Below are 12,802 nucleotides of genomic sequence, written 5' to 3'. Positions count from 1 at the left end.
AAAAATAACAATGAAATCGATAAAGAAAAGCCCCATCAGTGTGGGGCTTAGTCGTTTCTAACTTATAGGAACTCGTCGGCACCACCAGACAGCATAATCTCACCGCTGTCGGCCATTTTCCTCGCAATGCCCAAGATCTCTTTCTGAGCAGCTTCAACATCCGATACTTTCACTGGCGGCATCGCCTCGATATCGTCTCTCATCATATCGGCAGCACGTTTAGACATGTTCTTGAAGATCTTCTCGCGTAGACCTTCATCAGCGCCTTTAAGTGCTTTCTGAAGAACGTCTTGTGGTACATCACGCAGCAACTTCTGAACACCTTGGTCGTCGACTTCGATAAGGTTCTCGAATACGAACATAAGATCTTGAATCTGAGTTGCCATATCTTCGTCTTGGTCGCGGATTTGATCCATCAACACGCCCTCGACGTTATTGTCCATGTAGTTCATGATCTCTGCCGCTGCCTTCAGGCCGCCAATCTTAGCCGCTTGAGCACCAGCTTGACCCGCAAACTGTTTCTCCATGATTTCGTTCAGCTCAGCCAGTGCTGACGGTTGAACTTCTTCAAGGTTCGCAATACGCATCATCAGATCTAAGCGAACACGCTCAGGGAACTGCGACAAGATCTCTGCCGACTGATCCGCCTCTAGGTACGAGAGTACGATAGTTTGGATCTGCGGGTGCTCATTGATGATGATGCTCGCAACCTGACGAGGATCCATCCACTTCAACGAATCGAGACCTTTCGAGCCGGTACCCAGAAGGATCTGGTCAACAAGGTTATTCGCTTTATCTTCACCCAGAGCAGCCACCAGCGCATTACGCATAAAGTCTTCGCTACCCATACCGATATTAGTGTACTTCTGAATATCGTCTAGGAAGGCACGGTGCACTGCGCCTACTTTCTCTTGAGAAAGGTCAGCTGCACGCGCCATCGCACTACCCACACGCTGAACCTGTTTTGGTTCAAGGTGTCGGATAATACCCGCAGCATCTTCTTCGTTAAGACTTAACAACAAGATCGCTGCGCGTTCGTCACCAGAAATTGACGCGATATCGACGTTCGCAACTTCTGCTACTTCTCCACCTTCACCTTGTGGAACAATTTCGTTAGCCATCTGCCATCCAATTCTTAACTACTTGAGCCGCTAGCTCTGGTTCATTTGCTACCAGAGCACGTACTGCTTTCAACACATCTTCATCTTTATGAAGGTTTGGTAAGTCAATGCTTGAGCCAAACTCGAACAGTTCACCACCTTCAATATCGCTGCCAATCAGGCTAGTCTCGCCATCGGCACCAATCGGTAGTCCATCAGGGCCGTATGCTTGATCATCAGTGTCTTCAGCTGGGTTAAGCAGTTTCTTCATAGCTGGGCGAACCAGTACAAGAACGACAACAATGATGACGAGTGCACTTGCAAACCAACGAACCCAATCGTTGAAGTTCGGGTGTTCCCAAATAGGCACATCTGGCAATACATCAGTCACTTGCGGTGCAAATTGAACGCTCAATACATTCAACAAATCACCACGGCCTTCATCAAAACCAACCGTACCAATCAGAACTTGTCTGATCGCATTAATCTCTGTTTCACTCAGTGGTGTGTGAACCACTTCACCGGTATCTGGGTTCACAGACTGACGGTTTTTAATCGCGACTGAAACCGTTTGACGGTTAACCGTGCCGCTCTGCTTACGTTCATGGCTGATGGTGGTATCCAGTTCAAAGTTGCGTGTTGCTTCTTTATGAACCGAGCCTTGCCCCATTAGCGAGCCATCTTTCATTTGTGCCACATCTTGTGGAATCGATGCATCCGCCGGCGGTTGGTTACTCAAAGCACCCGGTACACCTGCCACGGTATTACCGTTGTTGTAATCTTCTAGCGTGTACTCGCTGCGCGTTGCAGGAGTATTTGGGTCAAAACGCTTACGAGTCTGTTCGACAGCACTGAAATCAAGCTGAATGTCTACTTGCGCTGTGTAGTTACCAAAACCAAGAATTGGAATCAATACAGAGTCAATCTTTTCACGAAGTGCCTGCTCTTGATTACGCTCTAATTCATGCTCTTTACGGCGAGCCGCTGAAGCTGGGTCTTGAGAACCAGAGCTTAGTAGACGACCATGTTGGTCGGTCACGGTAATTCGTGACGTTTTCATTCCAGGGACAGCACTAGCAACCATGTCCACAACAGAATCTACTTCTTGTTGCTTGAGATTGGTCCCCGTTTTAAGCGTCAAAAATACGGAAGCTGATGCTTCTTGATTGTGACGAACAAACACACTCTGTTTTGGCAACGCCAACAAAACTTGTGCCTTACGCACCTGTTTCATCTGTTCGATCGCTTTAGCTAGCTGACGCTCACGGCTTAACTTTAAACGCTCTTGTTCAAGACGTTGAGATACACCAAAGCCCATATCCTGCATTAGGATATCGTCACCTGCGTTTTTCTCTTGATTCAGACCGGCACGCACCATGTCCAGCTTCAATGAGTTATATTCACTGGCCGGAACCGAAATGGTATTGCCTTCTAATGAGTATTCGATTTTTTGCTGATCAAGGTAATCAAGCACTGGGATCAGTTCTTCAGTCTCATACGCACCTAACGGACGCATTTCTGGCTCTTTTACCCAGAAAAACAGCATCACGATTAATGCGACACATATAGAGATCGAAAGAACAAGTACAACCTGACGCAGGAGATCAAGATCACCTACTGCCATGTCGAACTTCGATGAACTGCGCTCACCTAGATCGGGATTTTGCCCTTCGTTATCTACGTCGGCCCCTGCAACGAGTGCATGGTCATTCGCATCACTAACGGCTAAATCTGTTGTTTGACTATTTTCTGCCACTATCTACTACCTAACACTATACCGGCATATTCATCAGCTCTTTGTACGACTCAACCAGTTTGTTCCTGATCTGAATCGTCGCTTCAAAAGCCACACTAGATTTATTTCGAGCAATCATTACGTCGGAGAGAGAGACACTCTCATCACCGCTATCAAAACGCGTTTGAAGATCTCCTGAGGTTTTCTGTAACGAGTTCACGTTATTGATGGCTTGCGTCAACATATTGCCGAAATCTGCACCAACCGTTTGTCCAGTCGCCGCCGGACGCGTGTTTGCAGCTTCGACCATCATTGCCTGCATCTCGCCTTGTAAACCATCTATTCTCATTTACTACCTCAGAGTCAAAATTATGACTTTCTTTGTTGCTGTACTATTGATAGAGCAATTAATGTGCCACTGTCTATAAAAAGACAGTGGCAGAGTGATTAAATATCGTACTCTATGTCCACATTCAATGCAGGATTAATCGTATCTTAGTTTGGGATATCTATCCCAGCATCACGCATTTTCGCCAGCTTATAGCGCAGAGTACGCGGGCTGATGCCCAATTTCTCAGCCATATCTTTACGACGACCATTACAAGCGATCAGCGTCTCGAGAATAATCGCGTACTCTTGATCACGCAATTCATTGCCCAATCCTTCGCCTGCAGAGGAGACTTTAGTAACAGGGTTGGCTTCGGCGATTGGTTTAACATCTGGCGTTGCTACATCGTTACCTTCAACAATTTGCTGTAGGCCGCTGGCATCTTGCCAATCTACACCTTCAAGCAAAATATGCTCTCCAGAGATGTTAGCTTGTTCGCTCAATATTAGCGCACGCTGTACAACATTGTCTAATTCTCGTACATTTCCTGGCCATCGGTAGCTCACCAGTTTGCCGATTGCATCAGCCGAAATCGTTGGTACAGGCATCCCCAGCTTGGTGCAGTGACGTTCAATTAGATGCTTAGCTAGTGGCTCAATATCTCCCTTGCGTTCGCATAGTGGCGGCCAAGAGATTGGGAATACATTGAGTCGGTAATACAAGTCTTCACGGAAATTACCTTCCGAGACATACTGTTTTAAATCACGGTTACTGGTTGCCAACACACGAACGTCGAGCTTAATGCTCTTACGGCTACCAAGGCGTTCTACCTCACGCTCCTGCAGCACACGTAACAGTTTAGCCTGAAGATTAAGATCCATCTCACTGATCTCATCTAGCAAAATTGTACCACCCTGTGCCTGTTCAAACTTACCCGGACACGCTTGAATCGCACCAGTGAAGGCCCCTTTTTCATAACCAAACAGGGTTGCTTCAAGCATATTGTCAGGAATCGCAGCACAGTTAATCGCAACGAATGGACCATCTTTACGGTTAGAAGCGTTATGGATGTAGCGCGACATCACCTCTTTACCCGAACCACTTGGACCAAGAACCATCACATTAGCATCGGTTTTAGCCACCTTGTCAGCCAACATTAATAGCTTAAGGCTCTTCTCATCGGCAACCACAGCATCGCCGTTGTCATCAGACTTAACCGGTGCATAGCGGCTCACCATATTCAGAAGGACTTCTGGTGCGAATGGCTTAGCCATGTAATCAATCGCGCCTTCTTTCATCGCGGCAACAGCATCTTCAATGTTGGCGTAAGCTGTCATCAATAGCACTGGCAGATTCGGCCAGTTCTGTTTGATATTTCTTAATAGGGCTAATCCGCCCATGCCCGCCATCTGAACATCGGATACGACGATATCAACGGAGTTAGACTTTAACTTGACCAGAGCATCTTCCGCGCAGTCCGCTTCTAGCCATTCGTAGCCAGCGAGCGCGAGCGTATCGACCAAGGCTTCACGTAGACCTTCATCATCTTCTACGATTAACACTTTGCTTTGAGCCATGTGATTCTCCAGTGTAAATTCAGTTAAAACTTAAATACTTTCAGCAGTAGAGGTGCGTTCTAGTGGTAAGCACATCGTAAAGCATGCGCCATCGCCCTCTTCTGATATTAATTCTAATCGCCCTTCATGAGCGCGGCACACCATCTGTACCACAGCCAAACCAAGACCTGTGCCTTGAGAGCGCGTAGTGAAAAACGGCTCCATGATCTTTCCTTGCAGCTCTTTCGGTACACCAGGGCCACTGTCTTGAACCGAGATCTTAAGCTCGCCGTTCACCGGTCGGAAAAACACATCGATTTGCGACTCTTTACCCGCAATCTGTACAGCATTGAGAACCAAGTTACTCAAAGCAGAAGCAATGGCATTGGCATTACCAAACATTTGCGTCTCTTCACCTTCGACTTCTTGGAAATAATCGATGTTGTTGGTCTTGAGTGCCGTCTCGACCATCGGCTGATATTCAGCGATCAACTCTGACACCGTAAATGGCTTCACGACTTTGTTATCACCACCTTTAGCGAACAACAGCATATCATTAACCTGCTTCTCAAGGTCATGCAGTCTATCCATAAGCTTAGTTTGAAAGCGCGTTTTTGTGGCAGGTGGCAAATTTGGCGCAGCTAAATTAGAAGCATAGAGCATAGCGCTGGACAATGGTGTACGAACTTGGTGCGCCAAAGAGGCGACCATTCTTCCTAGTGAAGAGAGTCTTTGAAGATCACTCACACGCGATTGAAGCAGTCGAGTTTCTGTCAGATCAGTAATTAAGATCAGCTGACCAGTGGCTGATGCTGAGATCGCCAAACGAACTTTACGTCCATTTTTCAGTGAAATTTCGTGGCCATCATCGTCTTTGGGATCAAATGCACTCTGGATCACAGAGAACCACTTCTCTCCCACCAGCTCGACACCTAATATGCGGTGGGCTTCAGGGTTAGCTTCTCTAACTTCACCCTGAGTATCCAACAAGATAACGCCAGCAGGCATCACATCGAGTACTTGCTTGTATCGCTCAACTTGCTGCTCAACAGAGTCTAAGTGTGATTGGTTTTCTGGTTGGTCAGATGCGTGCATATAAAAAATTGGCCTCAAATACTAGAATAGCCTGACATGCACCACACACATCAGGCTATTCGCTATATTTATCACATAGTTAAGCCGTCAACAACTCGGCTATCTCTGATTAAAAGGTAGATCAGGGTTCTCTATGAGCTACCGTATTCAGTAGGATTTATCGCTGCAAATTGTATTTGCGCATTTTCTCAACAAGGGTTGTACGTCGCATACCCAACATGTCTGCCGCACGAGCAACCACACCGCCTTGAGCTTCCAAAGCTTGGTTGATCATATTCACTTCCAAATCAGCGAGTAACTCTTTTAAGTTTACACCTTCTGGCGGCAGCTCTTGAGGAGCATTGGCGTTATCATTGAGATCATCTTGTTGATCAAAACTGAAATCTTCAGAGAATAGATCTGCTAATGCGTCGCGTTCTTGCTCTTCTTCCGACACAAAGCTATTGAACTCTGGTTGGAACTCTGGGATATCACTATAGCGATACTTAGTTGGCAGATGGTTCACATCAACTAAGCTGTTTGGATACAGAATAACCATACGTTCAACTAAATTCGCCAACTCGCGAACGTTGCCTGGCCAGTCATGTTCCATCAAAGAATTAACAGCACGTGGCGTAAAGCAGATCGGCATGCTGCCTTCCGCTTCCATACGCGTCATCAACTCTTGTAGTAATAACGGAATGTCTTCTTTACGTTCTTGCAGTGCAGGCATCTCAATTGGGAACACATTCAATCGGTAGTAAAGGTCCTCGCGGAACGCTTCATCATCGATCATGCTCTCAAGATTGCGGTGTGTTGCTGCAATGACACGTACATTAGCTTGCAGCGTTGCGTTGCCGCCTACACGTTCAAAACAACGTTCTTGCAATACGCGTAGCAGTTTTACCTGCATCGCCATTGGCATATCACCAACTTCATCAAGGAATAAGGTTCCACCTTCTGCCAGTTCAAAGCGGCCCTTACGTGCGGTAATCGCACCGGTAAATGCCCCTTTTTCGTGACCAAAAAGTTCGCTCTCCAATAAGTCTGGTGGGATAGCACCACAGTTCACAGGAACGAAAGGTCCACCACGGCGTTTTGAATGGTAATGAATGTTACGTGCTACAACCTCTTTACCCGTACCCGACTCACCTAAGATCAACACGTTTGCTTCGGTAGAAGAGACTTGCTCGATGAGGTGACGTACCTCCTGAATACCAGAGCTTTGACCGACTAGGCTGCGAAACAGAGTATTTTTGCGTGCTGATGAGACGACATTAACGCCTTTTCGGCCTAAGAAGTCTTTGCAATGCCTTAATGCATCACTAAGTTGCGGGTAATTGAGTGGCAGTTCTAGCTCACCAACATAGTTGGTTAACTCATCCACAGAATAGTTGTGCTTGCCCATCACTAACAAGGGGATATGGTTAGCGTTGATCAGCTGTTCATTGAGTAAAGATGTGAAGCCGTTGCCCTTAATAGAGCCAATAATGCACCCCGCCCACTGTTGAGACCAGTCGACCTTGTGTGCTTGTTCAGAGCTGACAACTTCGCAGCCCTCTCCTACAAACTCTAATATTGTGCTTAAATTGTGACGCTCTTGAGCATTATCGTCTACGACAAGCAGTTTTGACAAACCTTGCATAAGTAGGATGTATTGCCTTTATTATTGGTGTGATGCGGAAAACATTAAGCAACGTAATCTATAAAACAGAAAAAAGTATCATTGATAAGATTAACGATAGACAAATTATGAAAATCAGCAACGAAAAAAAGCCATTAGGCTATCTAATGGCTTCTATTTTATTTGATTAAAAAAATAAGGCAACCAACCAATTAACTCATGTGAGATCGGTTAGAACTTTGAATTTTCTCTAAATACCCACTTCAGCAGAGGTTAAATTGTGATATTCATTCGGGATCTGGTCCCAAGCGCTCTTAATCTCGCGGATGATATCAATCACATCATCAATAGGTTGAGGGTCATTTTTGTGATTCGCCGCAGAAATTTGAGTGATCATAAACTCATAAAGTTGATCTAGGTTTTTAGCGATATCACCACCATCGTCCATTGATAGACAGCTACGAAGGCTAATAATGATGTCTAACGCTTTACCCAGACGCTCACCCTTAACAGGAATATTCCCTGCTTGCATCGCCGCCTTACCTTGAATAAGACGTTCGATTGCACCTGCCATCAACATTTGAACAATTTTATGGGGTGAGGCAGCAGTAAGCTGACTATCCACTGATACCTTTTTATATGCCTGTAAAGAACCGCGCATAGTAAACCTCTTCTATAAAAACTTTTTATACTGTTGAACTGATTTGTTTCCGTGGCGGTACTTCTTCAAGTCTTTGCCGACTCGTGTCGTTTCCGTTTGCATCAATTCAACCAATTTTCTTGTTCTCGTAATGGCATTGTACCATTCCGAGCTTTGCTTAACGTCGGGGTGTGAATCCAATAAATGAAGCACGTTTTGCAACAACTGTTCTCTGTTATCGACAAGCGTCATTATTTCTTCAGTATTAATTTCACTTATTTCGAACTTAGCCATAATTTGTTGATCTAGTTCACAAAGCTTCTGAAGTTCGTCCATCATCTATTAGCCCAACGCATTCATCATACTGCCCAACTGGGACTGCATTTTGCCGGTCGCTTCTTGCATCGCAGTAAAACGAGCGTGGGTGCGACTTTCCAACCCTTCCATGCGGCGATCAAGTGCCGCTTGGTCATCGACCAAACGATAGTTCTGTTCAACCAAGCTTCGTTCACGCGTTCGAATTGAGCCTGTTACACCTGTAATGCCTTGAATGGCGTCTTCCACCTTTTTGGCAAAACCATTGTTACCACCAAAAAAATCACCCAACTTATCGAAGTTGTTGTTCAATTGGCGGTCCAACATGTCGTAGTTGATTTCGAGGGTACCTTGACGAGTTGTGGTGATACCAAACTCAGTTAGGGAACTGATATCTGGCGGCGCATCTTTAATGCTGGTTGAGAACACACTTTTCAAACGTGAGTCTGCGTTTCTCACTGTGCTATCACCAGCCAATGGTCCTTTTTGACCAGTGGTCGGATCGACACCCGATAAGCTCTGTGACACTTGGTAGAACTGATTGTATGATGCAACAAAGGCTTCAATATCCTGACGCACACTACCACGGTCATACTCAACACCAATCTCTGCAGGAGCTTTATCTTTAGGTGTTTTGCCTTTTACTGTGATGTCGATACCCTCAATTGCATCTTCAATCACATTGTTGTTACTCGAAAGCTGAGCCACGCCATCCAATACAACCATGGAGTCTTGGCCCGCTTGAACCTCAGTCATACCACTATAGGTATCAAAAGATTTCTGCGCTTTCTCTAGATCCGCTTGAGCTTTATCGATTTTTTCTAGGTGCTCTCGCTCTTCTTGAGGAAGTTTTGAACGCTCAATCTCTTTAGCTTGTTGTTCAGTAATCTCGCCCTTGGCAACACGTTCTGCTAGCGCTGCCTTCTCTTCAGCGGTTTTCTCTTCGATACGAGCTTGCTCAGCCTCAAGCTTTTGCTGAGCTTCTTTCGGTGTCACGTAAGAGTCTGTCAATGTGCCCGATGCGGCATTAGTCCAACCCGGAACATCCGGCGCCTTCTCTATCGCTTTCTCATCCAGTTCCAACTCAGGCGTGTAATAGGAGTCGAGCAAGGTACCTGACGCAGTTTCTGTCCAACCGGGGATATTGTCTTCTGGCATAACAGAAGCCGATGCCTTCGCTGCATCTAATGCTGCTTGGCCAGCTGCGGCAGCTGCCTCTCCAAAAGTTTGGCTGCTTGGGTCTTGAGCGAGTTCTGAATCAAGCGGTAGGTTTTCAGAATCAGACGCTTCTTGTGGCACAGGGTTGCCATCAGCATCCAACTCTTGTGGTGTTTCAGTTGCCGCTTCGATAGGGGCAGTTTCTTGCCCTGGAGCAGGCTCTGAAAGGATCTCTTGAGCAGCGAGACGTGCCGATTCTAAGGCTTTTACGCGCTCTTCAAGAGTTTTGTATTCAAGTTTTTTGAGGGGATTATCCGACTGAGCGTCAACATTAATGCTGATCTGTTGCTCCACACCAGATAGGTTTGACGCGACGATAAGGCGAGGACCCTCAACGTCGTTGATGACCGAGGCACGAACACCCGGGTTATTACTTGCGCCATTGATACCTCGTACAACGTCGATAAGTTTCGAGCGCTCACCGACTTGTACATCAAAGCTCTTCTCACCAAGCGAAACCTGCAGCTTACCTGGGCCAAATTTCATGTCTTCCGATAGAACATCAGAAGCCACTTTATGGCTTTGGGCAAGCTGCAACACATCGATGGCATATTTGCCTGCAATTGCATCCGTAGTAGCGGTTGCAGACACAACTCCGTCATCGGTACTTTCAACTGTTCTCACAGCGAAAGCTTTTTCCTGACGAAAGTTCGTCATTAAGTTCTTCATCGAATCAAGCGATTCTCTGAGTCTTCCATAGGCACTAATGCTGGAATCGATTCGCGTTCTTTCATTGTCGATACGTTGCTGCTTAGGTACGCGCTCCGCATCTACAATTTTGCTGACCATGGAGTTGATATCCATGCCAGACGACATCCCAAGTGGGCCTAAACTCATCAAATCACCTCAATAATACGACTTAAACCTTCGCCTCCAATAGCCCGCTATTTGAGGTTTGGGCCGCTAGGCGCCTTAAAATCTCAAGCATTTCTTCATCTGGTATTTGGCGAATAATATCACCTGTTGTGGCTTCGTATATCGTCACCACATCTCTACCCGATTCTTCATCCACTTTAAAGGCGACACCCTTGTTGATAGAAGAGATAAACTCATTCATCTTCTCTACCATTTTAACGCGCTCTTCTTTATTCAGCTCTTGTCTATCTTGAGCTAATTGAATCGCCGCTTCGGTAGCATCCTCTTGCGATTTTTCTACCTTTTCTTTGGGTGCAACTTCTAGTGGTTTAGAAACACTTGGCGCACTGCTACCTTCATCGAATGCAAATTTAATGCCATTAGGTGAGCCATAAGGCTGGACGTTCGATGCGCTGGATGATATTTCCATGACACTCTCCTTCCGACCTTAAATGAGCCATGGCATTAGAGCCCTACCAAGGTAGACCTCTATTGCCGCCTACTAAGTAAGCTTAGCCCAATAAGCTTAGAGCTGCTGATGGCGATTGCTTCGCTTGAGCTAGGATTGAAGTACTCGCCTGTTGTAGGATTTGAGACTTCGTCATAGCTGTCGTTTCTTTCGCGTAATCAGTATCTTTGATACGGCTCTTAGATGCATTAACGTTTTCGTTGATGTTATCTAAGTTGCTGATTGCGTGATCAAAACGGTTTTGGAAAGCACCCAGAGAAGCACGTTGGCTGTCTACAGACTTAAGCGCACCATCAATGATAGAAACAGCTTCGTTAGCGCCCGCTACAGAAGTTACGTCGATATCGTTAACAGTTACTTCTTTACCGTCGCCAAGACCTAGCTCGCCAGATAGGCTACCACCAAACTCAACATCACCTTGTACTTTTTGGCTTGAAGCGAACAGTTGTAGTTTGCCGCCTTCACCGACAGAAGCTTTAACGTCTTCACTTTGACCGTTAATGTAAGTCGCAAGTTCTTCAATATCGTTACCCGCTTTTGCAGAGATATTTACTTCTTGCTCTTCACCAAACTTGTCTTTGTACTTCATCGTTAGGTCAGAACCTGCCGCTACTGTCCAAGAAGAGTCTTTACCTTCTTCAACTGTGTAACTCTTACCACCCATGTCTTGAGTGTCAGTACGCATGTTACCCATAGATAGCATTACAGCTTCACCAGAATCCGCACCGATTTGGAAAGATTGGCTACCGTAAGTACCGTTTAGAAGCTTGTTACCACCGAAAGATGTTGTTTCAGCGATACGGTTTAGCTCGTCGTTAAGTGCTGTTACTTCTTCTTGGATTGCAACACGTTCAGCTTTACTGTTTGAACCGTTTGCAGATTGTAGAGAAAGGTCACGCATACGTTGCAGAATATTTGTAGACTCATTCATTGCACCTTCAGCCGTTTGTGCAATAGAAATACCGTCGTTCGCATTCTTCACAGCCATGTCTAGGCCGCGGCTTTGAGACGTTAAGCGGTTCGAGATTTGTAGGCCTGCAGCATCGTCTTTTGCGCTATTGATTTTATAGCCAGAAGACAAACGCTCCATTGATTTTTGAGTACCTTCAGCCGCGCCATTTAGGTAGCGCTGAGCCGTCATTGCAGACACGTTAGTGTTTACATTAATTGCCATAGTTGATCTCCTTTAGGCATTTCTGATGCACGCCAGTGACTCTCACCTCACATAAAGCACACATCAATATTGTCTGATGTACCGCTGTGTCTCTCACCTCACATTGGCACATCTCATTTCTCTCAATCCCTTTAACGGCGCTTTGATTAGAAGCTTTAACAAAAAAATCGATTTTTTTGGTTTTATTTTCAATAACAAGAGAAAGTGTGATCGTAGTTCAATTAATCGGGCGATATTCGCTAAAGTTTCAACTATTGATGGATTTATAAGCACATGGTTACTTATTAATTTACTGTGAAAGCGTCGATATTTAACTGCGTTTGATATTGAGGTGGTGGTCATCACCTTTTATCAAAGAAATAGAACGCTTCCTTTACAAGTGACAATCGGCCCCTTTATCTGTACCTGAGCAAGAACGAGATCCCTGATGCCTCGTTCTACTCGGCTCTGGGATGACTGTTTAGAACATATAGAGTTAGTTACCGGTTGCCCATTTATCGTCATTCCCTACCGCGAGGAACGAGCGAGATATGGAATCTCTCTCGCCACCAACGACACAATTAGATATCCCAAAACACTTTACCAAATACCAAAAACGCGAAAACCCAGCCGAAGCTGGGTTTGTTTAGCGCTCATCTCTCACCACGAGCTAATTTGTGGAAGAGGCACTGACAAATGCAATGCCACTTTTATTTGATTAACCTAGAAGGCTAA

11 protein-coding genes are annotated in these 12,802 nt (G+C 45.6%); all 11 read right to left on the bottom strand.

What is annotated here, in order from left to right; translation table 11 throughout:
• Positions 1-62: 62 nt before the first annotated feature.
• The 11 genes from fliG to AC6R05_RS20645 all read right to left on the bottom strand — a co-directional run bounded on the left by fliG (position 63) and on the right by AC6R05_RS20645 (position 12,088).
• Positions 63-1,121, bottom strand: a complete 1,059-nt coding sequence (fliG, locus tag AC6R05_RS20695; protein WP_032549661.1) for a flagellar motor switch protein FliG — start codon at positions 1,119-1,121, stop codon at positions 63-65.
• Positions 1,114-2,856 carry a flagellar basal-body MS-ring/collar protein FliF gene (fliF, locus tag AC6R05_RS20690; RefSeq protein WP_150871436.1) on the bottom strand — a complete coding sequence of 581 codons (1,743 nt, stop codon included), beginning with the start codon at positions 2,854-2,856 and terminating at the stop codon, positions 1,114-1,116. Before fliF ends, fliG begins: the two co-directional genes overlap by 8 nt.
• A 16-nt stretch (positions 2,857-2,872) precedes the next feature.
• On the bottom strand, positions 2,873-3,184 hold the full coding sequence (gene fliE, locus AC6R05_RS20685) for a flagellar hook-basal body complex protein FliE (RefSeq protein WP_032549664.1): 312 nt from the start codon (positions 3,182-3,184) through the stop codon (positions 2,873-2,875).
• 146 nt (positions 3,185-3,330) lie between these two features.
• Positions 3,331-4,740, bottom strand: a complete 1,410-nt coding sequence (locus tag AC6R05_RS20680) for a sigma-54-dependent transcriptional regulator (protein WP_500648494.1) — start codon at positions 4,738-4,740, stop codon at positions 3,331-3,333.
• A 30-nt stretch (positions 4,741-4,770) separates the two neighbouring features.
• The gene (locus AC6R05_RS20675; protein ID WP_285466439.1) at positions 4,771-5,814 is read right to left on the bottom strand and encodes a sensor histidine kinase; all 1,044 of its coding nucleotides are present in this window, start codon (positions 5,812-5,814) and stop codon (positions 4,771-4,773) included.
• 157 nt (positions 5,815-5,971) lie between these two features.
• Complete coding sequence (locus AC6R05_RS20670) at positions 5,972-7,438, bottom strand: sigma-54 dependent transcriptional regulator (protein WP_032549669.1); 1,467 nt, start codon at positions 7,436-7,438, stop codon at positions 5,972-5,974.
• Between the two features lie 229 nt (positions 7,439-7,667).
• Positions 7,668-8,078, bottom strand: coding sequence for a flagellar export chaperone FliS (gene fliS, locus AC6R05_RS20665; RefSeq protein ID WP_008218262.1), 411 nt, complete (start codon positions 8,076-8,078; stop codon positions 7,668-7,670).
• A 12-nt stretch (positions 8,079-8,090) separates the two neighbouring features.
• A complete protein-coding gene (gene fliT / locus AC6R05_RS20660; protein ID WP_285466440.1) occupies positions 8,091-8,396 on the bottom strand; it encodes a flagellar protein FliT in 306 nt (101 codons plus the stop codon).
• A 3-nt stretch (positions 8,397-8,399) separates the two neighbouring features.
• Complete coding sequence (fliD, locus tag AC6R05_RS20655; protein ID WP_500648493.1) at positions 8,400-10,427, bottom strand: flagellar filament capping protein FliD; 2,028 nt, start codon at positions 10,425-10,427, stop codon at positions 8,400-8,402.
• Between the two features lie 22 nt (positions 10,428-10,449).
• Positions 10,450-10,875: a flagellar protein FlaG gene (flaG, locus tag AC6R05_RS20650; protein WP_239842564.1), complete on the bottom strand. Its 426-nt coding sequence runs from the start codon at positions 10,873-10,875 to the stop codon at positions 10,450-10,452.
• Positions 10,876-10,957: 82 nt separating this feature from the next.
• On the bottom strand, positions 10,958-12,088 hold the full coding sequence (locus tag AC6R05_RS20645) for a flagellin (RefSeq protein WP_032549674.1): 1,131 nt from the start codon (positions 12,086-12,088) through the stop codon (positions 10,958-10,960).
• Between the last annotated feature and the right edge of the window lie 714 nt (positions 12,089-12,802).

The organism is Vibrio sp. R11-SG3-ISO9 (assembly GCF_059834255.1).
The sequence above is the reverse complement of the archived record's forward strand: the minus strand, read 5'-3'. Positions and strand labels throughout refer to the sequence as shown.

Excerpts from the sequence above, each read along its gene's own strand:
- fliE (WP_032549664.1), bottom strand. The coding sequence starts at position 3,184 with ATGAGAATAGATGGTTTACAAGGCGAGATGCAGGCAATGATGGTCGAA.
- fliT (WP_285466440.1), bottom strand. The coding sequence starts at position 8,396 with ATGATGGACGAACTTCAGAAGCTTTGTGAACTAGATCAACAAATTATG.
- AC6R05_RS20680 (WP_500648494.1), bottom strand. The coding sequence starts at position 4,740 with ATGGCTCAAAGCAAAGTGTTAATCGTAGAAGATGATGAAGGTCTACGT.
- AC6R05_RS20670 (WP_032549669.1), bottom strand. The coding sequence starts at position 7,438 with ATGCAAGGTTTGTCAAAACTGCTTGTCGTAGACGATAATGCTCAAGAG.
- fliD (WP_500648493.1), bottom strand. The coding sequence starts at position 10,427 with ATGAGTTTAGGCCCACTTGGGATGTCGTCTGGCATGGATATCAACTCC.
- AC6R05_RS20675 (WP_285466439.1), bottom strand. The coding sequence starts at position 5,814 with ATGCACGCATCTGACCAACCAGAAAACCAATCACACTTAGACTCTGTT.
- fliS (WP_008218262.1), bottom strand. The coding sequence starts at position 8,078 with ATGCGCGGTTCTTTACAGGCATATAAAAAGGTATCAGTGGATAGTCAG.
- flaG (WP_239842564.1), bottom strand. The coding sequence starts at position 10,875 with ATGGAAATATCATCCAGCGCATCGAACGTCCAGCCTTATGGCTCACCT.
- fliG (WP_032549661.1), bottom strand. The coding sequence starts at position 1,121 with ATGGCTAACGAAATTGTTCCACAAGGTGAAGGTGGAGAAGTAGCAGAA.
- AC6R05_RS20645 (WP_032549674.1), bottom strand. The coding sequence starts at position 12,088 with ATGGCAATTAATGTAAACACTAACGTGTCTGCAATGACGGCTCAGCGC.